The 23,581-nt window shown below is 70.0% G+C and carries 21 protein-coding genes and 2 pseudogenes; 11 read left to right on the top strand and 12 right to left on the bottom strand.

Features of this window, described 5'->3' with window-relative positions; genetic code table 11:
- Positions 1-7 precede the first annotated feature (7 nt).
- The gene (gene aceB / locus OOK07_RS35235) at positions 8-1,642 is read left to right on the top strand and encodes a malate synthase A (protein ID WP_266800521.1); all 1,635 of its coding nucleotides are present in this window, start codon (positions 8-10) and stop codon (positions 1,640-1,642) included.
- Positions 1,643-1,646: 4 nt separating this feature from the next.
- On the opposite strand, the gene OOK07_RS35230 is transcribed toward aceB, so the two are convergent.
- Positions 1,647-1,925: an Rdx family protein gene (locus tag OOK07_RS35230; RefSeq protein WP_266685857.1), complete on the bottom strand. Its 279-nt coding sequence runs from the start codon at positions 1,923-1,925 to the stop codon at positions 1,647-1,649.
- Complete coding sequence (locus OOK07_RS35225) at positions 1,922-2,836, bottom strand: HipA family kinase (RefSeq protein ID WP_266800519.1); 915 nt, start codon at positions 2,834-2,836, stop codon at positions 1,922-1,924. Before OOK07_RS35225 ends, OOK07_RS35230 begins: the two co-directional genes overlap by 4 nt.
- A 404-nt stretch (positions 2,837-3,240) precedes the next feature.
- Here OOK07_RS35225 and OOK07_RS35215 point away from each other — a divergent pair, with 404 nt between their 5' ends.
- Entirely contained in the window at positions 3,241-3,519 is a 279-nt protein-coding gene (locus OOK07_RS35215; protein WP_266800518.1) for a hypothetical protein, read from the top strand.
- A 133-nt stretch (positions 3,520-3,652) separates the two neighbouring features.
- Positions 3,653-4,735 (top strand): eCIS core domain-containing protein, encoded by a 1,083-nt coding sequence (locus tag OOK07_RS43810; RefSeq protein WP_406312865.1) that lies wholly within the window; start codon positions 3,653-3,655, stop codon positions 4,733-4,735.
- A gap of 257 nt (positions 4,736-4,992) precedes the next feature.
- Here the strand turns inward: OOK07_RS43810 and OOK07_RS43805 are convergent, their stop codons facing one another.
- From OOK07_RS43805 to OOK07_RS35190, 4 genes are all read right to left on the bottom strand, one after another.
- On the bottom strand, positions 4,993-5,193 hold the full coding sequence (locus OOK07_RS43805; protein WP_406312863.1) for a hypothetical protein: 201 nt from the start codon (positions 5,191-5,193) through the stop codon (positions 4,993-4,995).
- Between the two features lie 229 nt (positions 5,194-5,422).
- Positions 5,423-6,685: an alpha/beta hydrolase gene (locus OOK07_RS35200; protein ID WP_266800516.1), complete on the bottom strand. Its 1,263-nt coding sequence runs from the start codon at positions 6,683-6,685 to the stop codon at positions 5,423-5,425.
- 160 nt (positions 6,686-6,845) lie between these two features.
- Positions 6,846-7,442, bottom strand: a complete 597-nt coding sequence (gene rfbC, locus OOK07_RS35195; protein WP_266800514.1) for a dTDP-4-dehydrorhamnose 3,5-epimerase — start codon at positions 7,440-7,442, stop codon at positions 6,846-6,848.
- 27 nt (positions 7,443-7,469) lie between these two features.
- Positions 7,470-9,464, bottom strand: a complete 1,995-nt coding sequence (locus OOK07_RS35190; protein WP_266800512.1) for a glycosyltransferase — start codon at positions 9,462-9,464, stop codon at positions 7,470-7,472.
- A gap of 491 nt (positions 9,465-9,955) precedes the next feature.
- On the opposite strand from OOK07_RS35190, the gene OOK07_RS35185 reads away from it, so the two are divergent.
- Genes OOK07_RS35185 through rfbD form a run of 3 tightly spaced genes read left to right on the top strand, consistent with a single transcriptional unit; the run spans position 9,956 to position 12,887 of the window.
- Positions 9,956-11,023 (top strand): glucose-1-phosphate thymidylyltransferase, encoded by a 1,068-nt coding sequence (locus tag OOK07_RS35185; RefSeq protein ID WP_266685850.1) that lies wholly within the window; start codon positions 9,956-9,958, stop codon positions 11,021-11,023.
- The gene (gene rfbB / locus OOK07_RS35180) at positions 11,020-12,006 is read left to right on the top strand and encodes a dTDP-glucose 4,6-dehydratase (RefSeq protein ID WP_266800509.1); all 987 of its coding nucleotides are present in this window, start codon (positions 11,020-11,022) and stop codon (positions 12,004-12,006) included. Before OOK07_RS35185 ends, rfbB begins: the two co-directional genes overlap by 4 nt.
- A gap of 32 nt (positions 12,007-12,038) precedes the next feature.
- Complete coding sequence (rfbD, locus tag OOK07_RS35175; protein ID WP_406313399.1) at positions 12,039-12,887, top strand: dTDP-4-dehydrorhamnose reductase; 849 nt, start codon at positions 12,039-12,041, stop codon at positions 12,885-12,887.
- Between the two features lie 143 nt (positions 12,888-13,030).
- Here rfbD and OOK07_RS35170 read toward each other — a convergent pair whose 3' ends face one another.
- Together OOK07_RS35170 and OOK07_RS35165 are read right to left on the bottom strand one after the other, a co-directional pair.
- Positions 13,031-13,444, bottom strand: coding sequence for a BlaI/MecI/CopY family transcriptional regulator (locus OOK07_RS35170; RefSeq protein WP_266800505.1), 414 nt, complete (start codon positions 13,442-13,444; stop codon positions 13,031-13,033).
- Positions 13,445-13,656: 212 nt separating this feature from the next.
- The gene (locus tag OOK07_RS35165) at positions 13,657-15,141 is read right to left on the bottom strand and encodes an IucA/IucC family protein (protein ID WP_266685845.1); all 1,485 of its coding nucleotides are present in this window, start codon (positions 15,139-15,141) and stop codon (positions 13,657-13,659) included.
- Between the two features lie 110 nt (positions 15,142-15,251).
- Here OOK07_RS35165 and OOK07_RS35160 point away from each other — a divergent pair, with 110 nt between their 5' ends.
- The 3 genes from OOK07_RS35160 to OOK07_RS35150 are packed head-to-tail and all read left to right on the top strand — an operon-like array spanning position 15,252 to position 18,879.
- Positions 15,252-16,763 (top strand): IucA/IucC family protein, encoded by a 1,512-nt coding sequence (locus OOK07_RS35160; protein WP_266800503.1) that lies wholly within the window; start codon positions 15,252-15,254, stop codon positions 16,761-16,763.
- Between the two features lie 44 nt (positions 16,764-16,807).
- Complete coding sequence (locus OOK07_RS35155) at positions 16,808-18,073, top strand: VWA domain-containing protein (RefSeq protein WP_266800501.1); 1,266 nt, start codon at positions 16,808-16,810, stop codon at positions 18,071-18,073.
- A complete protein-coding gene (locus OOK07_RS35150; RefSeq protein WP_266800499.1) occupies positions 18,073-18,879 on the top strand; it encodes a hypothetical protein in 807 nt (268 codons plus the stop codon). Before OOK07_RS35155 ends, OOK07_RS35150 begins: the two co-directional genes overlap by 1 nt.
- A 49-nt stretch (positions 18,880-18,928) precedes the next feature.
- On the opposite strand, the pseudogene OOK07_RS35145 reads toward OOK07_RS35150, so the two are convergent.
- Positions 18,929-19,450 (bottom strand): annotated as a pseudogene (locus OOK07_RS35145) (HxlR-like winged helix-turn-helix transcriptional regulator); the annotation flags it as partial.
- A 60-nt stretch (positions 19,451-19,510) separates the two neighbouring features.
- Complete coding sequence (locus OOK07_RS35140; protein ID WP_266800497.1) at positions 19,511-20,734, bottom strand: RNA-guided endonuclease InsQ/TnpB family protein; 1,224 nt, start codon at positions 20,732-20,734, stop codon at positions 19,511-19,513.
- 25 nt (positions 20,735-20,759) lie between these two features.
- Here OOK07_RS35140 and tnpA point away from each other — a divergent pair.
- Positions 20,760-21,205, top strand: a pseudogene (gene tnpA, locus OOK07_RS35135) (IS200/IS605 family transposase).
- A gap of 273 nt (positions 21,206-21,478) precedes the next feature.
- Entirely contained in the window at positions 21,479-21,928 is a 450-nt protein-coding gene (locus OOK07_RS35130; RefSeq protein WP_266531663.1) for a nuclear transport factor 2 family protein, read from the top strand.
- A gap of 105 nt (positions 21,929-22,033) precedes the next feature.
- Here the strand turns inward: OOK07_RS35130 and OOK07_RS35125 are convergent, their stop codons facing one another.
- On the bottom strand, positions 22,034-22,954 hold the full coding sequence (locus OOK07_RS35125) for an MBL fold metallo-hydrolase (RefSeq protein WP_266800495.1): 921 nt from the start codon (positions 22,952-22,954) through the stop codon (positions 22,034-22,036).
- Positions 22,951-23,487: a flavin reductase family protein gene (locus OOK07_RS35120; protein WP_266685839.1), complete on the bottom strand. Its 537-nt coding sequence runs from the start codon at positions 23,485-23,487 to the stop codon at positions 22,951-22,953. Before OOK07_RS35120 ends, OOK07_RS35125 begins: the two co-directional genes overlap by 4 nt.
- Positions 23,488-23,581 lie beyond the last annotated feature (94 nt).

The raw sequence follows: 23,581 nt of genomic DNA, 5'->3' as shown, positions 1-23,581 counted from the left end.
ACCACTCATGTCCGCACCAGCGCCGTCCCCGCTGGCCATCGTCGACGCCGAGCCCCTGCCGCGGCAGGAGGAGGTCCTCACCGAGCCGGCCCTCGCCTTCGTGGCCGAGCTGCACCGGCGGTTCACGCCCCGGCGTGACGCGCTCCTCGCCCGCCGAGCGGAACGCCGCGCCGAGATCGCCCGCACCTCCACGCTCGACTTCCTCCCCGAGACGGCCGCGATTCGCGCCGACGAGTCCTGGAAGGTGGCCCCCTCCCCCGCGGCCCTGAACGACCGCCGGGTCGAGATCACCGGTCCCACCGACCGCAAGATGACCATCAACGCCCTCAACTCGGGCGCCAAGGTGTGGCTCGCGGACTTCGAGGACGCCTCGGCGCCGACCTGGGAGAACGTCGTCCTCGGACAGGTCAACCTGGCCGACGCCTACACCCGGAACATCGACTTCACGGACGAGAGGTCCGGCAAGTCGTACGCCCTGCGCCCCGACGCCGAACTCGCCACCGTCGTCATGCGCCCGCGCGGCTGGCACCTCGGCGAGCGCCATCTGGTCGACGCGAACGGCACCCAGGTCCCGGGCGCCCTCGTCGACTTCGGCCTCTACTTCTTCCACAACGCCCAGCGTCTGCTCGACCTGGGCAAGGGCCCGTACTTCTACCTGCCGAAGACGGAGTCGCACCTCGAAGCGCGCCTGTGGAACGACGTGTTCGTCTTCGCCCAGGAGTACGTCGGCATCCCGCAGGGCACCATCCGCGCGACCGTCCTGATCGAGACGATCACGGCCGCTTACGAGATGGAGGAGATCCTCTACGAACTCCGCGACCACGCCTCGGGGTTGAACGCGGGCCGCTGGGACTACCTGTTCTCCATCGTGAAGAACTTCCGTGACGGCGGCCCCAAGTTCGTTCTGCCGGACCGCAACCTGGTCACGATGACGGCCCCGTTCATGCGGGCGTACACCGAACTCCTTGTCCGCACCTGCCACAAGCGCGGCGCGCACGCGATCGGCGGCATGGCGGCGTTCATCCCCTCACGCCGGGACGCCGACGTCAACAAGGTGGCCTTCGAGAAGGTCCGCGCCGACAAGGACCGCGAGGCCGGCGACGGTTTCGACGGCTCCTGGGTCGCCCACCCCGACCTGGTCCCGATCGCCATGGAGTCCTTCGACAAGGTCCTCGGTGACCGGCCGAACCAGAAGGACCGCCTGCGCGAGGACGTCCACGTCGAGGCCGCCGACCTGATCGCGATCGACTCCCTGGAGGCCAAGCCGACGTACAACGGCCTGGTCAACGCCGTCCAGGTGGGCATCCGTTACATCGAGGCCTGGCTGCGCGGCCTGGGCGCGGTCGCCATCTTCAACCTCATGGAGGATGCGGCCACCGCCGAGATCTCCCGCTCGCAGATCTGGCAGTGGATCAACGCGGGCGTCGAGTTCGAGCACGCGGGAAACCCGGTGAAGGCCACCCCGGAGCTGGCCCGCGAGATCGCCGCCGGGGAACTCGACACCATCCGCAAGGAAATCGGCGAGGAGGCCTTCGCGGCCGGCCACTGGCAGCAGGCCCACGACCTGCTGCTGACGGTCTCCCTCGACGACGACTACGCGGACTTCCTGACGCTGCCCGCGTACGAGCAGCTCAGGGGCTGACCCTTCAGGAAACAGGTTTGTCCGAGTGGCCCAGGGGCTTTCCCGGGGCCACTCGGTCGCGTACGGCCCGCTTCACGGCCGTCGGCTCGGGGAAGCCCTGTTCACGGCGGTCCCAGACCACCTCGTCGTCGACCCGGACGACGAAGACGCCACCGGTGCCGGGCTTGAGCGACAGCTCGGTCAGCTCCGCCTCGAAGGTGGTGAGCAGCTCCTGCGCCAGCCACGCCGCGCGGGGCAGCCAGCGGCACTGGGTGCAGTACTCGATCTGTACGACGGGGCTCATCCGAGGTGCACCGACCAATCCTGTTCCGCCGCCGGTTCACCGTGCAGGTCGGGGACCTGCTTCAGCCAATTCGGGCGGCCCTGTTGCGTTTTCGCCGCGCGCAGGGCCTCCTCGGCGGCGACTTCCTCCCGGGTGGGGAAGTCGGTGGGAAGCCAGGCCGCGGAGGCCTCCACGCGCGCATGGAGGTAGTCCACGTACGCGGAACGGACGTCGTCCGGGGTCGCGAAGCCCTCCTCGCCTGCCAGCCAGGCGTCGGGCACCTCCGCCGCGATGTCCCGCAGCAGCTCCCGCGTCACCTTCCGCGCCAGTTCGGCGTCCGCCGCTCTCATGTCGGGGGCGTAGTGGCCGAGGGCGTGATGCCGGAAGTCGTAACGCTTGGCGGGATCCGCGCCGTCCCAGCGGTGGTGGAAGACGAGCGCGGCCCCGTGGTCGATCAGCCACAGGCGGGGCGGCACGGTGCCGAGTGTGGGCCAGACCATGAGGTTCGAGCTGTGGACGGTGCGGTCCACGTTCACCGTCAGCGCGTCGAGCCAGACGATCCGGCCCGCCTCAAGCGCATCGACCGGGAAACTCTTCGCCAGTTCCGGGGTGAAGTCCACCGCGCCCGGCAGGAAGTCCATACCGAGGTTGACGCCCGCGCTGGCGCTGTGGAGTTCCCGCACCTCCTGGTGGGGCTCGCCGTCGGCGATCGCCGGGTCGAAGTGGACGAGGACCAGCTCGGGGAAGCGCAGTCCGAGGGCGCGGGCCAGTTCGCCGACGACCACCTCGGCGACCAGTGCCTTGCGGCCCTGGGCGGAGCCGGTGAACTTCACGACGTAGGTGCCCAGGTCGTCGGTCTCGACGACGCCGGGGACGGAGCCGCCGGAGCGCAGGGGCTCGATGTAGCGGGTCGCAGTGACCTCTCTCAGCATCTTTTAAGGCCCGGCATCTTGTTTTCCTTAGATTCCACGACGAGCTCCAACGCGATGCAATCCGGGAAAATCTCCTCGATCAGCCCTGGGGAGAATCTGGGGAGCTTCCGCCGGCATGCTCATCACTCTGCCTCCCCAGCAGTCCGTCGATGGCGGTGCGGCCCTTACTTCCGGCCTCCGGCATGAAGTGAGCATAGTAACCCAGCGTGACAGCCGGGGACGAGTGCCCGAGCCACCGCGCCGGCGCCACCACGGACTCCCCCGCCTCCAGCATGATCGAGGCTTGGGTGTGCCGCAGCACGTGGAAGCCGTCCGCGGTCAGTGCGGGCACCGGATGCGGCTCACAGACATCGGACAGACGCGGTCGCCTGGTTGACGCTGTGGGTCAGGGCTGCGGGCGGGTGGTGATCGAGCAATACGGCGACGCCGTCCTCGTCCCGCTGCTCGGACCTGCCGCGTGGGACGCCTGCCCTATCGGCGGCGGGCGCCTTGTCCGCCTGATCACTGCGCTGGACCAGCAGGGCGAACTGCCCGCCGATACGGGCCAGGCCGACTCCAAAGCGCTGCGCAGCTCAGCGGGAGCCGGCGCGACCCCGTTGGGATCGTCGATGAACTGGACATTCCGGCCGCGCTTCTTGCGTTCGCCGACCGAAGTCACCTGCGGCGTAAGGCAGTTGATCTAGACTCGGACCGATAGATGGCAGGTTGGGACGGAGGAGCACCCCACCGGACCGGAGAACTGGAACGCCACTGACATTGGCTGTGATCGGGATGACCGCATCACAGGTCTACTTATCGGGGCCAGCGGAGGTACGCATGCGCAACAGGGCCGAACGGCAGAACGAGCAACGGGAGATCCACCCATCGCCGGCGCGGGCAGGCGTCCCCGAACAAGCCAAACCTGCACGGATGATCGACCTGCAACGTACTGTCGGCAATGCGGCGGTGGCTCGCATGGTGGCACGTCAGCGGCATGAGCACGATGAGGCCTGCGGCCACGTGTCGTCGCCGCAGGTGCAGCGGTCGTCCGTCCACGACGTCCTGCGGTCGCCCGGCCGGCCGCTGGATGAGCCGGTGCGCGCCGAGATGGAGGGACGCCTCGGGGCGGACTTCTCCGGTGTACGGGTGCACGACGACTCCACCGCCCAGCGGTCCGCCACGGAGATCGGCGCACGCGCCTACACATCCGGACACCATGTGGTGATCGGAGCGGGCGGAGCCGACCGGCACACCCTGGCCCACGAACTGACGCACGTCCTGCAGCAGCGCCGGGGACCGGTGCAGGGCACCGACCAGGGCGCCGGGCTGCGTGTCAGTGATCCCGGCGACCGGTTCGAACGGGCCGCCGAGGCCAATGCGACGCGCGTGATGTCCAAACCCACCCCATCCGCCCCCACAGTGGCCTCCCGCTCCGAGCGCACCACCACGCACGCCACGCACGCCACGCACGACGCGTCGGTGCAGCGGATGCCGGAGCCGGGCTCCTTCGCATCGCTGAGTCCGCGGCAGTTGGGCGCGCATCCCACAGGTACCGCCTTCATCGACAACGATGTACGCGCGCACCAAGCCACACGGAAAGCGGTGGCCGACTGGCAGAACACCAACTTCGCGGTGATCCAGTACCTGGACAACGACACCAACACCGTGACAACCCTGAACTCCTTCAACGCCGGGTTCAGAGCACACCATTCCGAAGAGGCGCTCCTCGCACATCTGGAGAATGTGAAGGCGAACTATCGCCCCATAGCCATATTCACCGACCGCAAGCCGTGCGGTGCATGCGAAACCGCCATCAAAAACGTAGCCAACGGAAAGGCTCGCGGCTACGACATCCCCATCTACTACATTTCGGATTACCCGCCTGCCAACGTCCAGGCCATCAAGGATTGGTGGGAATGAGCACCACCGACCGGACCACCGTGTCCTGATACTCCAGCTGTAGATCGCGGTCTTGCTGCCGTCGCTCGGTGGGATGTCCGTGTGGAGGATCGTGTCGGCGGAGCGCACCGCATCCTGCGGCGCGCTCCGCCGGGGTCGACTACGGCGCGGATGGCGGCCGCGCGAGTCTCAGGACAGTCCGGTTCGACGGCCGAGCCGCCCTCCAAGACGGCGCACCGTGGGGGTATTCCAGTTGCCGGGCGGGCGGCGCCCTCGGCTCATTCCTCGCCAGGCCGCGCCCCCTGCTGTTCGCCGCCGCCCTCGCCGAGGCCGCCCTGGTGTGCCTGCTGTCCTTCGTGCCGGGCCGTCCCGCCGCCCGCATCCTGCGGCTGGAAGGCCGCGGTGGCCTCGTCGCTGGACCTGGCCTGACATTGCCCTCGCGGCATGAACGACAGCAGCGCGAGCGCGGTAATGATCACGACGTCTCTGCGTCTCTGCCCGACAACCCCCACCTGCTGCTGCCGGGCTCGCTTGCCGGTTGTGGCAGCAGACGGCCGCCAACCGGGCCGTCGCCAGGCTGCGTCCCGCGTCCCCACGGTGCCCTGACGGGTCACACCGCATGGGTCAGGACACTGACCAGCCTCACGACACTGACCAGCCACACGAGGTGGGGATATCGCGACGTGCCGCAGCTGTGGCGGTCTCAGGTCACCTGCGCTTGGTGGCGGACTCGGAGGGTTCGGCGCCCGAGGCCCGGACCGTGGTGTGGCCCGGCTTGTGGTGGTGCCGGGGCACGACGTCCTGAGGGAAGGTCAGCTGCTGGTTCATCCACTTCAAGGTGGCCGGCATCTCCCGTACCCAGGTCGGGAAGTTGTGACTTCCTTGCTCGGGCAGGATCGACGCGACGCGCATGGGTGCTTTGACGGCCTTGATGAAGGCCACCGTCTGCGGGTACCCCTTCTCGCCGTGCTTGCTGTCGGCTACGAGGACGGAGACCTGGGGAACCGGAAGGTGCTTGAGCCGCCACATCAGGTCGTGCCCGTTGACCCTGTTGACCCGGCCCAGCCCGCTGCCGAAGAGGTTGCCGGTCGTGGCGTCGTCCTTGATCCTGTAGTCGGGCGAAAGGGCGCCGGCCGTTGTGTACACGTGCGGATTGCGCATCGTCAGTTGCAGGGCGCAGGTGGCGCCGGAGGAGTAGCCCATGACGCCCCAGGAGTTGGCGTCGTGGCCCACCCGGTAGGTGGACTTCAGGGCGTCCGGGAGGTCCTTGGCCAGGAAGGTCTCGGTCTGCGGCCCACCCGGGACGTCCACGCACTCGGTGTCGCGCGGCGGGGCGATCGTCGGCCGGATCATCACCATGATGGTCGGCTGCATCTGGCCGCTCTTCTGCAGCTCCCCGGCGGTCTGTGACACCCGCAGGTGCTGCGCGAGGTTGAAGATGCTGCCGGGGTAGCCGCTGAGCGCGACGATCACCGGGAAACGCTGCCTCTGGTACGCCTTCTGGAAGTACTGCGGCGGCAGGTAGACGAAGGCCGGGTCGACGACGCCCGTGCGGCGGCCGATGACCTTCACGGACTCGACCCGCCCGTTCACCGCTGCGGGGCCGGTGGGCAGTCCGCTGACCCGGCTCAGCTGCTCATCGCCGCCAGGCTGCACCAACGCCCCCTTGACGGAGGCGCCGGTCACCGTCCCGTCGCCCTCGTGGGCGGACGCCTGCGTCACACCGACGGGCGCGGTGTCGACGTTGCCGAAGAGCTCGCTCCACGATCCGAAGAACTGGTACGACGAGTTCAGCCAGCATCCGAAGGCCGCGATGATCGTCACCTGGGTCACTCCGACGGCCACCAGCCGTCCGAGTACCTGCCACAGACCCTGCCTGGCAAGCCGCGGCCACAGCCAGACCAACAGCGCCACACCGACAGCGGCCAGGGCCGCCATCACGTACACGGTCGTCTCGCTGGTCAAACCCATGCCACTCAGTCCCCGGTTTCCTTGCCCGTGGTGTTTCTGTCACCCAGGAGGAGGGCTGTGAACCCCTCCGCGTTCCCCAAAGGGCGCTAAAGGGATAAAGACCCGGGCCCCGGGCCCTTCCGTGCTTCCACGAAAGGGCCCCTAAAGACCTGCCCGGCTGTCAGTCGTCGCGCAGAGTCCTGCGGTAGGCGACGCAGTCCTCGTACGCCGGCAGCAGACCCTGTGCCTCCGCGTCGGCGAGCGTCGGCGCCTGCTCGTCCTTCGGGGACAGCAGCGGCTCGATGCCGGCCGGCCACTCGATGGCGAGATCCGGGTCCAGTGGGTGGATGCCGTGCTCGCGCTCGGGGGCATAGCCCTCGGAGCAGAGGTAGACCACCGTCGCGTCGTCCGTCAGGGCGACGAAGGCGTGGCCGAGGCCCTCGGACAGGTAGACGGCGTGGTGGGTCTGGTCGTCGAGCCTGACGACCTCCCACTGCTTGTACGTCGGTGAACCGACACGGATGTCGACAATGACGTCGAGGACCGCACCGCGCACACACTTGACGTACTTGGCCTGGCTCGGCGGGACGTCGGCGAAGTGGATGCCGCGCAGCGTGCCCCTCTTCGAAACGGAGCAGTTGGCCTGCGCCAGGTTGAGGTCGTGGCCGGTCGCCTCGCGGAACTCCGGGCCGCGGAACCACTCGTGGAAGCTGCCGCGGTCGTCGGGGAAGACCTTGGGCTCCAGCACCCAAGCGCCCTCAATGCCAAGTGGTCGCACGTGTTGATCCTTGATCGCTTGGTTGGGTTACTTCTTCAGAGCCCGACGGAGCCTGCCCGCCGCCCGGCGCAAGAACGTCGACTCTACGAGGCGAGAGACGAGCCTGCGCCACCCAGGAGCCTTCGCCGGCGCATCGATCCGTGTGACCACGGCGCCAGCACGCGCGGAGACATCCAGCGCCAGAGGCAGGACAACCGGCTTGGCGGCCCCGGCCGAGGGCAGGATCAGCTCCAGCCGCCACTGGCCGTCCACCAGCTCGCCGAGCGGAAGGCCGGCGCTCAGCTCGGCCCGGCCGGTCCCGCGGGCGGTCAGCGTGGCGGGGAGGTCGACCGAACGGCTGGTCGCGACGCTCGTCAGCCTCAGGCTCGCCCCGCTCTCGCCCTGGACGTGGAACGGCAGCGCAACGGTGAGGGAATCGGGGTCCGTTGTCACGGTGACGTCGGCCGGGGTGAGGCCGGCGACCTCGTACGAGACCTTGTTGGTCTTCTGGCCGACGTCGAGCGAGAGGTTGCCGTGCGGGTCGGTCCAGTACGGCAGGACCAACTGAGCCGGGGAGCCGACAACGGCGGCGCCGAGCCCGCGCCCGGCCTCCTCGCCGCGCACGGAACCGAGACGGATCCCGTTGCTCCATCCGCATGAGCTGATGCGGATGGAGACGTCCCAGATGCCCGTATCCAATCCGGCGCCGTTCGCCGCCGACAGCGGGTCGACCCGCGAAGTGGCGCGCAGCACCTGCCGGAAGTATCCCTCCCGGCGCTCCACGTCGACTCTCTCCCGCGTGAACTCGACGGGCTGGAAGAACTCCGCGGCCGTCGCGCGCTCACGCACGACGAGGTCCACCTTGGACTTGGCCAGCGGGGCGGCGATGTTCACGTCCAGCAGCGCGATGGCGTCCAGGCTGGTCTCGGGCAACTGCGGAACGAGCAGCTCCTTCTCGCCGTCGGCACGGAAGGTGACGGGTTCGCCGCCCGCGGTGTACTCGGCGGTGAAAGCGATCGTCAGCTTGCCGTTCTCCCAGCCGAGGTGCTCCAGGACGCCGGAGGGCTTGATCCCCGACTCCCACTTGGCGAACTCCTCGATGTCGGCGAGCCGGTCGGCCGCGATCAGGCCGGCGACGATCTGCTGGGTGGGCTGCAGACCGGCCGCGACACCTGGTCCGAAGCGTTCGACGACCACCTTGTGCATCTCGTCGAACAGCTCCCGGCGGTAGTCGACGGGCAGCTTGAGCAGACGCTGCCCGCGCATGCGCTCGACCATCTCCACGCGCAGCCAGCGGCGGAAGAGCCGGTCGCGCAGCGGGCCGGGCTCGGTGAGCTTCTCGACGACGTCGAGGGCCTCACGGAGGTTCTTGAAGTATCCGACCGGGTCGAAGCGTTGGAAGCCGGCGTTGGAGGCGTCCTCGCGCTTGACGTGGTAGTAGCACAGGTAGTCGCTGAGAACGGCGACGTTCTCGGCCCGCAGGTACGCCTCGGTGACGAAGACGTGGTCCTCCAGGCGGCGGCGCCCTTCCATGTAGCGGAGGTTGTGCTCGTCCAGGAACGCCTTGCGGAACATCTTGTGCGGGGTGAGGCTGTCGATCAGCGGGGCGTTCTCGACGTTCGCGTGCGGGCGGTTCCTGCGGAACAGCTCCCGCGGGACCGGGCGGCCCTTTCCGGCCATCTTGCCCACGATCACGTCGGCGTTGTTCTCCACGCCGTAGTTGTACATACGTTCGAGGGCTTCGTCGCCCAGCCAGTCGTCGTTGTCCACGAACTGGATGAACTCACCCTTGGCGGCGGCGACGCCGACGTTGCGCGGCTTGCCCGACCACCCGGACCCCTCCTGGTGAATGACATGCATGTGGGGGTGCTCGACAGCGAGCCGGTCCAGGCGCTCGGGCGTCCCGTCGGTGGAGCCGTCGTTGACGAAGATCGCTTCGTACTCGTCATCCGGCATGCTCTGACGCAGAAGAGAGGCGATGCAGTCCTCGATGTACTTGCCCGGGTTGTAGACCGGGATCACCACGCTCACCTTGATCGGCACGTCTCTTCCTCCGCCTCCATTGCTGTCCATAACTGAGTGACTTCATGGCGGCCGCCGCAGACGCCTCGCCCTGCACGGGCTCACAGCCGTAGCCGCAGCCCGCTGGGTGCCGTTCCCGCGCGCCCACGCCGTACAGGCGGGACAGGATCGTCAGCACTGTCGTGCAGCTCAACCTACTACATCTTGTAGAGTGATGTTGCCCACTCCGCCCGCCGAGGAGCGAACCCCGCGGGCGGCGAACTCCTCTACACCGGCGAGCCGGTTGGCCGCGAGCAGGCCGGTGCCGATGGGCCGATCACGCAGCAGGGGCCGGGCCCGGTGAGTCCCTCGCCGACATCGAGGGCGTCACGGGTCCGGTCAACTATCCTTACATTACATTTCACATCAAATCAGAATCTTACCTACAAAAGATCACAAAGCATCCGCAATGATTCGGCGAACTATGACAGAGCGCACGGAGGGGTACCTTGACGGGGCCTAACATGCCGCGAATGAAGGCTCTTGTTCTCTCCGGTGGCTCGGGCACTCGCCTGCGTCCGATAACCCATACATCGGCCAAGCAGCTGGTGCCCGTCGCCAACAAGCCCGTGCTGTTCTACGGACTGGAGGCCATCGCCGATGCGGGCATCACGGAGGTCGGGATCATCGTCGGTGACACCGCCGACGAGATCCGGGAAGCCGTGGGTGACGGCTCCAAGCTCGGTATCGACGTCACCTACATCCCCCAGGACCAGCCGCTCGGCCTGGCCCACGCCGTCCTCATCGCACGCGAGTTCCTGGGCGACGACGACTTCGTGATGTACCTCGGCGACAACTTCATCGTCGGCGGCATCACCGGCCTCGTCGACGAATTCCGTGCGGAACGCCCCGACGCCCAGATCCTGTTGACCCGGGTCCCCAACCCGACGTCGTTCGGTGTCGCCGAGCTCGACGAGAGCGGCCGCGTCAAGAGCCTGGAGGAGAAGCCGAAACAGCCCAGGAGCGACCTCGCGCTGGTGGGTGTGTATCTCTTCACGCCCGCGATCCACGAGGCCGTCCGCAGCATCGAGCCCTCATGGCGCGGCGAGCTGGAGATCACCCACGCCATCCAGTGGCTGATCGACCAGCGCAAGGACGTCCGCTCGACGACGATCTCCGGCTACTGGAAGGACACCGGGAACGTCGCCGACATGCTGGAGGTCAACCGCTCCGTCCTGGAGACGCTCGTCCCCGGCGTCGAGGGCACCGTCGACGAGTCCAGCGAGATCGTCGGCCGCGTGCGGATCGACGTCGGCGCCGAGGTCCGCGGATCGCGCATCGTCGGCCCCGCCGTCATCGGCTCCGGTTCGGTGATCAGCGACTCTTACATCGGCCCGTTCACCTCCATCTCCGAGGGCTGCCGGATCGACGACAGCGAGATCGAGTACTCGATCGTTCTGCGGGACTCCTCCATCACCGGCGTACGCCGGATCGAGACCTCGCTCATCGGCCGCAACGTCGAGGTCACCCCCTCGCCCCGCAATCCCGTAGCCCACCGTTTCGTTCTCGGCGACCACAGCAAGGTGCAGATCTCCTCATGACAACCAGAATCCTGGTGACCGGCGGTGCCGGTTTCATCGGCTCGCACTACGTCCGTACCCTGCTCGGCCCGCAGGGCCCGGGCGACGTGGCGATCACCGTCCTGGACAAGCTCACCTACGCCGGCAACCCGGCCAACCTCGACGAGGTACGCGACCACCAGGGCTTCGCGTTCGTCCAGAGCGACATCTGCGACCCCGGACTGGTCGGGAAGCTGATGGCCGAACACGACGAGGTCGTCCACTTCGCCGCCGAGTCGCATGTGGACCGCTCCATCGACGGCGGCGCCGAGTTCGTCCGCACCAACGTGGTCGGCACACACACGCTGATCGACGCCGCGCACCGGGCCGGCATCAAGACCTTCGTGCACATCTCCACCGACGAGGTCTACGGCTCCATCGACGAGGGCTCCTGGCCGGAGACCCATCCGCTGCAGCCCAACTCGCCCTATTCCTCCGCCAAGGCGTCCAGCGACCTGATCGCCCTGTCCTACCACCGCACCCACGGCCTCGACGTGCGGGTGACCCGCTGCTCCAACAACTACGGGCACCACCACTTCCCCGAGAAGGTCATCCCGCTGTTCATCACCAACCTGCTGGACGGCAAGAAGGTCCCGCTCTACGGCGACGGCGGCAACGTCCGCGACTGGCTGCACATCGACGACCACGTCCAGGGCATCGACCTGGTGCGCACCCAGGGCCGTCCCGGCGAGGTCTACAACATCGGCGGCGGCACCGAACTGTCCAACAAGGAACTCACCACCCTCCTGCTCGAAGCCTGCGGCGCCGACTGGGACACCTCCGTCGAGTACGTCGCCGACCGCAAGGGCCACGACCGCCGCTACTCCGTGGACTGCACCAAGATCCGCACGGAACTGGGCTACGAACCCCGCAAGGACTTCACCACCGGCCTTGCGGAGACGGTCACCTGGTACCGCGACAACCGCGGCTGGTGGGAGCCTCTGAAGGAGCGTGCGGCGCTGTGACATCCACCTGGCTGATCACCGGCGCGGGCGGGATGCTCGGGCAGGACCTCCTGGCCCGGCTGGCGGCCGACGGCGAACACGGCGTCGGCCTGACCCGGGCAGACCTCGACATCACGGACCCGGAGGCGGTGCACGGGGCCGTCGCGGAGCACCAGCCCGATGTGGTGGTCAACTGCGCCGCCTGGACGGCCGTCGACGACGCGGAAACCCAGGAGACCGAGGCTCTGCGGATCAATGGCCACGGCGCCCGGAACCTGGCAGCAGCCTGCGCCAAGGCCGGCACCAGGCTGCTCCAGGTCTCCACGGACTACGTCTTCGCGGGCGACGGCACCTCTCCGTACGCCGAGGACGCACCGACGGCCCCGCGGAGCGCCTACGGCCGCACCAAGCTGGCGGGTGAAGAGGCGGTGCTGACCGCACTGCCCGAGTCTGGCTACGTGGTGCGCACGGCATGGCTGTACGGCGCGGGCGGCGGCAACTTCGTCCGTACGATGATCAAGCTGGAGAGCGTCAAGGACACCCTCGACGTGGTCGACGACCAGCGCGGCCAGCCCACCTGGACCGTGGACCTCGCCGACCGGCTCGTCCGCCTCGGGCACTCCGCGCTGACCGGTGCCGCTCCGGCCGGGATCTACCACGGCACCAGCGGCGGCGAGACCACCTGGTTCGGCCTCACCCGGGAAATCTTCCGGCTCCTCGGCGCGGACCCCGGGCGGGTCCGCCCGACCACCAGCGCCGCCTTCGTCCGCCCGGCACCCCGACCGGCCTACAGCGTCCTCGGGCACGACCGCTGGGCAGCCGCCGGGGTCGAGCCGATCCGCGACTGGCGTCAGGCCCTGCAAGAATCGTTTCCGGAACTGCTGGCGGCCGAGCGACCGTGACCCGGCGCACGAAGTCCCCGCGAAACGGGTGTGCTCGGCCACATCCGTTGCTGAATCCAGCGGCGGGTGCGCCGACCGGCGCGACGGTCGTACTCGGCCAGCGGCTGTGTCCAGGAGGGAGCGGAGAGGCTGATCGTCACCGCTCACTGTCCGTCGTCGCCGCGCCCGGCGTCCTGCTCGCCCAGCAGGCGGTGCAGCAACTGCTCGTCCTCCTGCGACAGTTCGGACACGAAGCGGGACAGCACCGCCTCCCGGTCCGAGCCGCGCTCCAGCAGGCTGTGCATCCGTACGGCGGTCTCGGTCGCCTCGTCCCGGACGGGTGCGAAGGCGTGTCCGCGGCCTGCGGGGTGGCGTAGGAGCATGCCTTTGTCGTGCAGGCGCGACAGGATCGTCAGCACCGTCGTGTAGGCGAGGCTTCCGGACAGCCGTTCCTGGACCTGCCGTGCGGTCAGCGGCTCGTCCGCCGCCCACAGGGCGGCCAGGACGGCGCTCTCCAGCTCCCCGCGGGCCCTCCTGCCGGTCGCCCCGCCACTCTCATCGCTCTTCCGCGCGCGCACCTTCACCGCCTTCCCACTCGACCTCTCAGCCTACCGGCTGGCTACTACGACCTGTAGAAGGCAGAAGGCGGGGTGCGGCCGGCCACCCCACCTGGGAGGGACGAGCCGAGGCCCATGCCCCACCTCGGAAGTCCGGTGCGTCCGCGTGCCCCGGCGCCGTACGCCCACCAGCAGGACGGGTAGGACGGGGAGGGCAGGCAGGAGCGCGGTGGTCAGTGCTCCGGCACCGGGCCTGCCAGTGGGTTGGGCAGGGGGAGATAGCGGGCGTCGGCGCCGTCCGCCCCGGTCCAGCGCAGGAGCAGGTTCGTCTTGCCGGGCAGGGTCGGTGAGGTGAGCAGGCCGGGGATCTCGGGGAGGTCGTGGCGGGCGAGTTCGCGGCGGGCCGCGGTCCAGGGATCCAGGCCGGGGTGGCGTTCGGCCAGGGCACCGGAGATCTCGGCGAGGTGGTTGACGACCAGGCAGTATACGAGCCGCTCCCAGCCGTCGGCCCGGGACACCTCCGGCACCAGCTTCACGCCCTCGGCGTCCCGGAACAGCGCCTGCACGGGCATGCCGCCTGCGTCGACGGCGACCAGCGTGTTCTGCAGATGCGCTTCGAGTACGACGCCATGGCGGTCGAAGACTCCCAGCGCGGGCGGTACGACCGCCCTCAGGTACGCCTCCCACCAGGCGGCCGGGTCGGCGGTGCTCTCCAGCGGACTGCCCGCGAAGCCCTCCACCAGACCGGCGGCGAGCAGCGGGGTCGCGCCGGGCAGCAGCCGGCCGTGCAGTCCGTCGCGGACGAGGACGGCGAGCTCCTCGAACGCGAAGTCCGCCGTGCGGTAGCCGCGGTCGCTCAGCCAGGCGGCCCGGCCGCTCCACTCCCCGAAGGCCGCGGTCACCGCCGTATCCGTCCTGCCGAGTTTCAGCAGGTCGTGGCGCCACAGGCGGCGGATGTCGTTGGTGATGCGGACATCGAGGCTGAACTTGAGGAACAGGTCGTGCTCGGGCGCGTACAGCGTGCGGATCGCGGCCGTGGGCCAGGTGTCGAAGGCGGTGGTGCCGAGCCGGACGAGACGGCCGTCGGCGAAGGCCTCCGCGAGGTCGAGGAGGTCGAGCTGCCAGGGGTGCGCGGGCAGCACGCGATAGCCGGGCGGGGCCTCGCCCAGGGCGTCGAGCGCCGAGGTGTCACCGTCCTCGACGACCGTGTCCGCGCGCACTCCGAGCAGCACCAGCGGGAAGCGGGCGTGTGCCTCGGGGGCGTACGGCAGCCAGCCGGCCACCGGACCGCCGCCGCGTGCCTTGGGGGCGGGGTGGTAGGGGTGGCCGGTGATGAGGGACTGCTCGGAGCGCCGGTACGGGTCCTCAGGGACCGTCGCCAGGGCGCGGGCGGCGAGGAGCGCGGCCACCGCGTCGCGGCTGTCGATCATCTCGGCGGGCAGCTCGTGGTTGGACAGGCCCGTGTGGCGGCGCAGCTCCTCGGCGACGAGTTTGACGAGTTCGGTGTGGCCGATGGGGTGCCAGTGGCCCGCCGCGTACACCTCGGGCGCTCCCGGCCGCCGCTCGCCGCGCACACGCAGCAGGCGGTCGACGCCGGGCAGCCGGTAGGTGCGGTGGGTGCCCCTCGGCGCGACGGGCTCCGCGACCTCGCGCAGCAGGCAGTTGAGGAGCGGCGCGGCCGCGTACGCGTCGGCGTCGCCACCTGCGGGCGGGGGCATGAGGTCCACGCGATCCACTCGTTCCCTGAGGTCCGTTCGGGCGGAGGCGATCAGTATGTATGCCGTCACCCCGGTTCGTGACGCCCTACTCGTACCCGAGGAGTCCGCCCGTGCACCGTCCCCACCCCGCAGAGGCCGAGGTCGCCGAGGAGCTGGCCGCCGTGCGTCCGGCCCTGCTGACACGGTACGCGGCCGAGCTGCCGGGCGCCCGCGCCGCGGTCCTGACCCGGCTGTGGCGGGCGCTCACCCATGAGCCGCTGCCGTGGATCACGGACCGGGACCAAGGCCGGGAGGGGCCGACGCTGCGTCTCGGGGACGGCCGCAGGCTGCACGGGCCGGCCCCTGATCCGTATGCCACCGCCGCGTACGTGAGCGTCGTACGACTCGACGGCGTGGCGTACGAGCATCCGGCGCGGCTGATGACGGACCTCGCCGTGCCGCACTGTGTGGACTTCGCGGCCGAACTCGGGCACAGCGTCGCCTCGTTGGCGCTGTCCCGGGCCGGGCAGGCGGGTCACACGGGCGAATGGCCGGCGTGGGGCTGGGAGTGGGAGCAGCGGGTGGTCGACGGGCATCCGTACCACCCGGGCTGCCGTTCCCGGCCCGGGTTCTCGGTGGCCGAGCAGTTCGCCTACGGGCCCGAGCACCGGCCGCTGGTCGCGTTGGGGATGCTGCCGGTCCGGGCCGGGGAGTGCCTGGTGACCGGGGTGTGGCCGGACGGCATGCGGGACGGGGAGCGGCTGTTGCTTCCGGTGCATCCGTGGCAGGCGGCTCATGTGCTCAAGCGGACCTGCGACGAGGTGCTCACCGCGCACCCGTTGATGTCCCTGCGCACGCTCGCGGTGCCCGGCGGACCGCACGTCAAGACCGCGCTGAGCGCCCGGCTGACGTCCTCGGTGCGGGACATCTCGGCCTACTCGGTCTCACTGTCGGCGACGTTGTCGGACTTCGCGGATTCGCTGGCGGCCCGTGCGGACGGACTGCTGCACGTCACACGGACGTTGGGCGCGGCCACGGCCGACTCGCCCGACCTCGCCGCCGTGCTGCGGGAGTCGCCGCAGACGTACGCCTCGACCGACCGTGGCGAGCGGGTGGTGCCGGTGGCCGCGCTCGCCACCACCGCGCTGCCCGAGTCCCCCGCCTGGCTCGCCGACTTCACCCGCCTCACCCTCACCGTCGGCCTGCGCCTGCTGGAGCTGGGCGTGGCCCTGGAGGCGCACGGCCAGAACCTCCTCGTCGTGCTCTCGGCGAAGGGTGCCCCCCTGCGACTGGTCTACCGCGACCTCGCCGACATCCGCGTGAGCCCGGCGAGGCTGGCACGGCACGGCGTCCCGGTCCCGGATCTGTCCGGACGGATCGTCACGGACGACGTGCCGGCGCTGCGGCGCAAGCTGTTCGGCTCGCTGGTGGCGGGCGCCCTCGCGGGGACGGCGGGGTCGGCGCCGGCCCTGCGCGCGGCGCTGGAGCGGGCCGTACGGGATCTGCCGCGCACCCCCGACCTGGTCGCGCTGCTGGAGGAGCCACTGCCCGCGAAGGCGCTGACGCTGATGCGGATGTCGCCGGGGACGCCCGGGGACCAGTGGGCCGAGCTGCCCAACCCCCTGCGGTGGAAGGGCCGCTGACGCTCGTTTTGGAGGGTGGCGCATCTGATCAATAGGATCCGCCGATGATCAGAACACAACGGCTGGCGGCGGGAGTGTGCGCCCTGCTCGCCGCCCTGGCGGCCGGGGTCGCCTTCCCGGCCGCGGCGAGTGCCGGTGAACCCACCGGCGAGGCTACGTCGAAGGTGGACCTCGTCCTCGACGTCAGCGGGTCCATGCGGACCCGGGACATCGACGGCGACACCCGGATGACCGCCGCGAAGCAGGCCTTCAACGAGGTCCTCGACGCGACACCCGAGGAGGTCCAGCTCGGCATCCGCACGCTGGGCGCCGACTACGCGGGCAACGACCAGAAGACGGGCTGCAAGGACACCGCGCGGCTCTACCCGGTCAGCACGCTGGACCGCACCCAGGCGAAGACCGCGGTGGCGACCCTCTCGCCCACCGGCTGGACCCCGATCGGCCCGGCCCTGCTGAAGGCGGCCGACGACCTGGCCGGCGGTGCCGGCTCCAAGCGGATCGTGCTGATCAGCGACGGCGAGGACACCTGCGCCCCGCTCGACCCGTGCGAGGTGGCCCGCGAGATCGCCGCCAAGGGCATCGGCATGACGATCGACACGCTCGGCCTCGTCCCGAACACGAAGATGCGCAAGCAGCTCAGCTGCATCGCCGAGGCGACCGGCGGCACGTACACCTCGGTCGAGCACGCGGGCGAACTCACCGACAAGGTCAACCAGTTGGTGGACCGGGCGGCCGACCCGGTGGTGACGCCGGTCGCCGCCGAGGGTGCCGCGCAGTGCGCGGACGCGCCGACGCTGAAGTCCGGTCTGTACACCGACCGCGAGGAGTTCGGGCAGCAGCGCTTCTACCGCGTGGAGGTGAGCCCCGGTCAGGAACTGCGGGCCTCGGTGAGCGTGGCGGCCGACCGGGCCGTGAACCCGGGCTACGGGGTGCTGCTCAGGGCGGTAAGCGTGCACGGCCGTGAGATCGTCCGCGGCGAGGCGGCGGGCAACGGCCGTACGGACGTGGTCTCCACGGGTCTGCGCTACCCGAAGGCGGAGAGCGACGACGACGAGGCGCCGGCCGAGACGGTCTGCCTGCAGGTCAGCCACTCCTTCTCGGCGACCTCCGGTGTGAAGACCACGCCGGGCCTGCCGCTGGAGCTGACCGTCGACGTCGTGGACGGCCCCTCGCACTCGGGCGACGTGGCCTCCTTCGGCCTCGGTCGCGGCTGGTGGCTGCTCGGCGTGCTGGTGCCGGCCGGTTTCCTCGCGGGGCTGATCTGGGGCTGGGTGTCTCGCTGGCGGGTCGCGGTCTGGAGGACCAACTGATGGGGATCACACGCGTGTTGAGCGCTACGGCGCTGCTGTTCGGGCTGGCCGTCTCGCCGGCCTTCGCCGACTCCTCCCCGTCGCCGAGCGCGTCGGGCGACAAGTCGGCGCCGGCCACCGCGGGCACGTCGTTCCGCACGGCGACCGAGATCGACCAGGGACAGCAGGCGACCGCGAGCGCGTCCACGGGCGACTACCTGTACTGGTCGTTCCCCGCGGACGCCGGACAGCGCCCGACCGTCAAGGCGACGGTGAAGCTGCCGGATTCGCACGCGGCCCAGACCTGGCAGGTCGACGTGTATGACGGCCTGCGCCGCCGCCAGGCCTGCCAGTACGGGGCGCAGACGCGCACCGCGGCCGAGGGCTCCACCTCGGTCGAGCTGGCCTGCACCCTGCGCACCGTGCGCGCCTGGTCGGAGTCGTGGGCCAACGACCCGCTGCCGGGCACGTACTACCTCCGGCTGACGGCGGTGAACCTGGCGACGGCCGACCTCGGTCAGCCGATCGGCGCCTCGGTCCGGGTCGGCTCCCAGGACATCGGCGGCTCGGCGGCGGTGGACGGCTCACTGGCGAAGCCGCTGGTGCCGGGGATCGCGGTGACGTCCGCGTCCAAGAGTGACGAGGGTTCGGCGAAGGCCGCCGTCCTGTCCGGCATCGAGCCCGATGACGGCTGGTCGTCCGGCTGGTGGTCCGACCGGTGGGTGTGGACGGCGATCGGCGGTGTGCTGGCCGCGCTCGCCGGGGTCGGCGGATATGCGCTGACGCGTGGCTCGGGGCGGCCTGCGCGGGTGACGGCGGGAGCCTGACGGTACGTCAATGGTCCGCCGCTCTTCGGTGCGGCGGGCCTTTGCGTGGTCATGCCTCCCTGAGCGCCTTGGCGAGTGTGCCGTCGCCGGTCACCCCGACCCGCCCGTTCCGCACCGCTTCGGTGAGGCTCAACTCCCCGCGGCTGACGGCCGCGCACGTCCCGGCATCCAGGACCAGTCGCGCGTCGGGCTCCCCGGGTGCGGGACCGTCCCCGTACACCGCTCCGTGCGCGGCGCGGACGTGCAGATGGAAGTCGCCCTCCTCCAGACGCACTTCGACGAGCCCCTCACTGTCCGGGACTTCCTCAAGCGAGCGCAGCAGCGGCAGCGCGAACCAGTGGGCCCGCAGGGCGTCGGTGGCCCGCCGCTCACCCAGCTCGGCCTCGCCCCACAGGCTCAGCGCCTGCAGCACGGGCAGCAACTCCCGTCCTCTCGCGGTCAGTTCGTAGACGTACGCCGCGCCGGGCGGCGGCAGCCGGCGCCTGCTCGCGAGGCCGTCCCGCTCCATGTCCTTCAGCCGCGAGGCGAGTACGTCCGTGCTCACGCCGGGCAGGTCCGCGTGCAGGTCCGTTTGACTTGCTCCTCGGGCTGAAGCCCGGGGATTCTGGCCTTCTCGTCCGTTGCTGTGCCGCTACGCGGCACAGGTTTCGGGCGGGAATCCGTGGCTTCCTGTTTCTTCGCGCCGTGCCGGGACGAGTCCTGGTCTTACCGGTGCTCCGCAGGCTGTGACCGCCAGTCCGGCGGCCGTCTTGACGTTGATCGCGGCGTTGTGGTCGCGGTCGTGGAGGGTGCCGCAGGCGGTGCAGGTCCATTCCCTGACGTTCAGGGGCTTGGGTCCGTCTTTGACACCGCAGGCCGAGCAGGTCTGGGAGGTCGGCTCGAACCGGCCGATCTTCACCAGGGTCCGGCCGTACCGGAGCGCTTTGTACTCCAGCATGGCCACGAACTGTGACCAGCCCGCGTCGTGCACGCTCTTGGCGAGTCTGGTGCGCGCGAGTCCGTTGACCGCCAGGTCCTCCACACCGATCGCTTGGTTGTCGCGGATCAGCTTGGTGGAGAGCTGGTGGTGGAACTCGCGGCGTGCGTCGGCCACCTGTGCGTGGGCGCGGGCGACCTTGAGGCGGGCTTTCTCCCGGTTCCTGGATCCCTTCTGCTTGCGGGACAGGTCCCGCTGGGCTCGCTTCAGTTTTTTCTCCGCGCGGCGCAGGAAGCGCGGGGAGTCGATCTTCGTGCCGTCGGAGAGGACCGCGAAGTGGGTCAGGCCCAGGTCGATGCCGACCGTGTGGCCGGTGGCGGGCATGCGTGCGGCGTCGGCGTGCGGGTCGGTGTCGATGACGAAGGAGGCGAAGTACCGGCCGGCCGCGTCCTTGATCACGGTGACCGAGGTCGGGGTGGTGGGCAGAGTGCGGGACCATTTCACCTTCACCGCCCCGATCTTCGGCAGGTTCAGCCGCCCGCTGCCGGTGATCGACCAGCGGGCATTGGCCGTGAAGCGGATCGCCTGCCGGTTGTCCTTGCGGGACTTGAAGCGGGGCGCACCCGTCTTCGTGCCCTTGCGTTCGCCCCGGAGGGAGGCGAAGAAGTTGTTGTAGGCAGCCTCCACATCGCGCAGGGACTGCTGGAGCACGACGGCGGAGACCTCGCCCAGCCACGACCGTGCGTCGGTCTGTTTCGCCTCGGTGATCAGCTTCCTGGACAGCTCGCCGGCCGTCGGGAACACCTCGCCCGCTGTGCGGGCGTCCTCGCGGGCGCGCACCGCGTCGTTGAACACGACGCGGGCGCACCCGAACGCCTTCGCCAGTTCCGTTTGCCGGCCGGAGTCCGGGTACAACCTGAAGGCGTGCCGAAGCTGCATGACGGCCACGCTAGATAATTGGGTTATGGGTGAGATGCAGAAGATCAGAACTGGCCGGCACTGTGCTTTCGTGATGCATGTCCACTTGGTCTTCGTGACCAGGTTCCGGCACAAGGTGTTCACGGATGTTCATCTGACGCGGATGGAGGAGATCATGCGGTCGGTGTGCGCGGACTTCGAGTGCGAGCTGGTGGAGTTCAACGGCGAGGACAATCACGTCCACCTCCTGGTGAACTTCCCGCCCAAGGTCGCCGTCACCAAACTCGTCAACTCCCTCAAGGGCGTCTCCTCCCGCCGTCTGCGCCTGGGGGCACCTCCCGGCCGAAGGCTGGGGGAGAGTTCCCCGACCTGGTACGCCACTACTGGCGGGCCAACAAGCTCTGGTCCGGTTCCTACTTCGCCGGCACCGTCGGCGACGCCCCGCTCTCCGTGGTCAGGCAGTACACCGAACAGCAGAACCGGCCCGTGTGAGCATCGCCCGGCTCCGCCGGGACCAGCTGTCGTGGCGCTCCGCGCCACGGGTGAGGAGCACGCCGTCCGGCTCCGCCGGACAAGACTGCGACGCTCCGCGTCGCAACCCTCAGATTCGCTTCACCACCGGGCTGAAGCCCGATGCACTGCGAATGAATCCCGGTAGCGCGGCCGACTGACCGGGCCTCCAGCGCGCCTGGAGCGGGGCCGGGCAGCGTGGGCGGCAGTCGCGCCGCCGGAGTCGGGCGGCCGTTGTCACTGAGGGGAGACGCCGTGTCCCAGGCGGTCCAGAAAACGTACGCGCAGGTCTCCGGGGAGGTCTATGCCGAGGTCCGGACGTTCTACGCATGGCAGATGCGCCGGGTCGACGCGCTGGACATCGAGGGGTTCGCCGCGACGTTCACCGAGGACGGGGAGGTCGTACACGCGGGAGGCGCGGTGCAGCGCGGGCGGGCGGAGATGCTCGCAGGAATGCGGGCGGCGCTGCCCCGCTACCGCGACATCGCCGTACGCCACTGGTTCGACCACGTGCTGATCGAGGCCGACCCGGTCGACGAGAACACCCTGCACGTCTCGTACTACTCGCTCGTCACCCAGACCGACCGCGAGGGCAACGTCGTCTTCGAGCCCACCTTCACGGTGGAGGACGAACTGGTGCGCCGCGAGGGCGTGCTGTTCACCAGGCGGCGGGTGATCCACCGCGATCAGCCGGTACCGGCGTAGAGGCGGAGGACGCGGGGACAGCCGGAAAAAGAGCCGCGCGCCGGACGGGGACTGTGATGGGCCTCCGTCCGGCGCGCGGCTCTCGCCCGCGACCGGCGTGGATCGTCACGCGTGGCACTGCGGCAGGCCGCCCTGGTACGCCACCATCTCCTTGAACGACTCCACCACGTCGAGCCGGTCCCCCGGTGGCAGTCCCCGCTGTTCCGCGTAGGCCCGGTGCAGGTTGCCCACGAGGCGTTCCGCGTCGACGAGCGTCGCGAACCCGCCCAGGTCGGCGCGTTCGGCCGCCTGGAGAGGGGTCAGGCCGTCGCGGAGGCCGTCCACCGCCAGGCGGTCGACCAGGCGCAGGTACGCCTCGGTGAAGTCCAGCAGTTCCGGGCCGCCGACCGGGCCATGGCCGGGGACCACCGTGCGGGGGCGCAGCGCGCGCAGCCGCTCCAGGGCCTCCAGGGAGCCCGTGATCGAGCCCATCAGGACGTACGGCGTCACACCGGACCACACCACGTCGCCGGCGAACAGGACCGACCGGTCCGGGACCCAGACGACCACGTCGTTCGCGGTGTGCGCGGGGCCGACGTGGTGCAGTTCGGCCCGTACGCCGCTGCCCGGGTGCAGTGTCAGCGTGTCCTGGAAGGTGACCGTCGGCAGGGTCAAGGGGGTCTCTCCCCACTCCACCTGCGGCCACAGACCCCGCAGATGCAGGCCCGCCTCCGCGCTGTCCGCCCGGGTGCCCTCATGGGCGACGATCTGCGCGCGGGGCGTGAACTGCCCGTTGCCGAAGGTGTGGTCGCCGTGGAAGTGCGTGTTGACCACGAGGTCCACGCCACCGGGAGCGACCCGTTCGGCCTCCTCGCGCAGGCGCCTCGTACGCGCCTGCGTCGCCGCCGTGTCGACCAGGACCGCCGCCTCCTCGCCGACGATCAGGCCGGCGTTGTTCACACACCATCCGCCTCCGGACTGCACGTAGGCGTACACCCCGTCCGCCACCCGGTCGAGCGTCGGTGCCGTGGCGGCGGGCGCGCTCATGCCGCCCTGCCCGCGCCCACCTGCGCGTAGGCGCCGCGGTGGAAGAGGAGGGGCTGTGCCTCACCGGGCCGGTCGTGCAGGGCCACGACCCGGCCCACGAGCAGGACGTGGTCGCCCGCCTCGTGCTGGTCGTGCAGCTCGCACTCGAAGTACGCCTCGGCCGACGGGATCACCGCATGGCCGAGCGTTCCCTCGACCGCGCCGACGCGCAGCATCGCGGCCCGGCCGGCCGGACGGTCGGGGCGGCAGAACTCCTGGGCCAGGTCGCGCTGTTGCTCGCTGAGCACGTTCACCGCGAAGCCCCCGCCACGCACGATCTTCGGACGCATCCGGCCGTCCGACTTGACGGAGACGAGCAGCAGCATGGGGTCGAGGGAGACCGAGGTCAGGCTGTTGAGGGTCATGACGATGGTGTCGTCGCCGCTGCCCTGCGTGAGCAGGGTGACCCCGGTGGGGAAGCGGCCCATCGCCGCCCGGAAGGCGGCGAGTTCGGTTGCGGGTTCGGCGAGCAGCGTGCCACCGGTGTCGGTCATCGTGGGGCTCCGTCTCTCGTAACGGGATCAGCGGCGTGGGTCGGGCGTGGATCACGCGTGTGGCGGCGACGGATTCAGCCGGGCAGTCTGCCGG

Origin of the sequence: Streptomyces sp. NBC_00078 (genome assembly GCF_026343335.1) — a bacterium.
Classification (GTDB): Bacteria; Actinomycetota; Actinomycetes; order Streptomycetales; family Streptomycetaceae; genus Streptomyces.
Note: the sequence above shows the minus strand (reverse complement) of the source record. Positions and strands in the feature narration are given on the sequence as shown.

What these genes read in the sequence shown, in the direction of transcription:
- rfbB (WP_266800509.1), top strand. Translation starts at nt 11,020, where the DNA reads ATGACAACCAGAATCCTGGTGACCGGCGGTGCCGGTTTCATCGGCTCG.
- OOK07_RS35125 (WP_266800495.1), bottom strand. Translation starts at nt 22,954, where the DNA reads ATGAGCGCGCCCGCCGCCACGGCACCGACGCTCGACCGGGTGGCGGAC.
- OOK07_RS35185 (WP_266685850.1), top strand. Translation starts at nt 9,956, where the DNA reads ATGAAGGCTCTTGTTCTCTCCGGTGGCTCGGGCACTCGCCTGCGTCCG.
- rfbD (WP_406313399.1), top strand. Translation starts at nt 12,039, where the DNA reads ATGCTCGGGCAGGACCTCCTGGCCCGGCTGGCGGCCGACGGCGAACAC.
- OOK07_RS35155 (WP_266800501.1), top strand. Translation starts at nt 16,808, where the DNA reads ATGATCAGAACACAACGGCTGGCGGCGGGAGTGTGCGCCCTGCTCGCC.
- aceB (WP_266800521.1), top strand. Translation starts at nt 8, where the DNA reads ATGTCCGCACCAGCGCCGTCCCCGCTGGCCATCGTCGACGCCGAGCCC.
- OOK07_RS35120 (WP_266685839.1), bottom strand. Translation starts at nt 23,487, where the DNA reads ATGACCGACACCGGTGGCACGCTGCTCGCCGAACCCGCAACCGAACTC.
- OOK07_RS35225 (WP_266800519.1), bottom strand. Translation starts at nt 2,836, where the DNA reads ATGCTGAGAGAGGTCACTGCGACCCGCTACATCGAGCCCCTGCGCTCC.
- OOK07_RS35140 (WP_266800497.1), bottom strand. Translation starts at nt 20,734, where the DNA reads ATGCAGCTTCGGCACGCCTTCAGGTTGTACCCGGACTCCGGCCGGCAA.
- OOK07_RS35230 (WP_266685857.1), bottom strand. Translation starts at nt 1,925, where the DNA reads ATGAGCCCCGTCGTACAGATCGAGTACTGCACCCAGTGCCGCTGGCTG.
- OOK07_RS35200 (WP_266800516.1), bottom strand. Translation starts at nt 6,685, where the DNA reads ATGGGTTTGACCAGCGAGACGACCGTGTACGTGATGGCGGCCCTGGCC.
- OOK07_RS35150 (WP_266800499.1), top strand. Translation starts at nt 18,073, where the DNA reads ATGGGGATCACACGCGTGTTGAGCGCTACGGCGCTGCTGTTCGGGCTG.
- OOK07_RS43810 (WP_406312865.1), top strand. Translation starts at nt 3,653, where the DNA reads ATGCGCAACAGGGCCGAACGGCAGAACGAGCAACGGGAGATCCACCCA.
- OOK07_RS35165 (WP_266685845.1), bottom strand. Translation starts at nt 15,141, where the DNA reads ATGCCCCCGCCCGCAGGTGGCGACGCCGACGCGTACGCGGCCGCGCCG.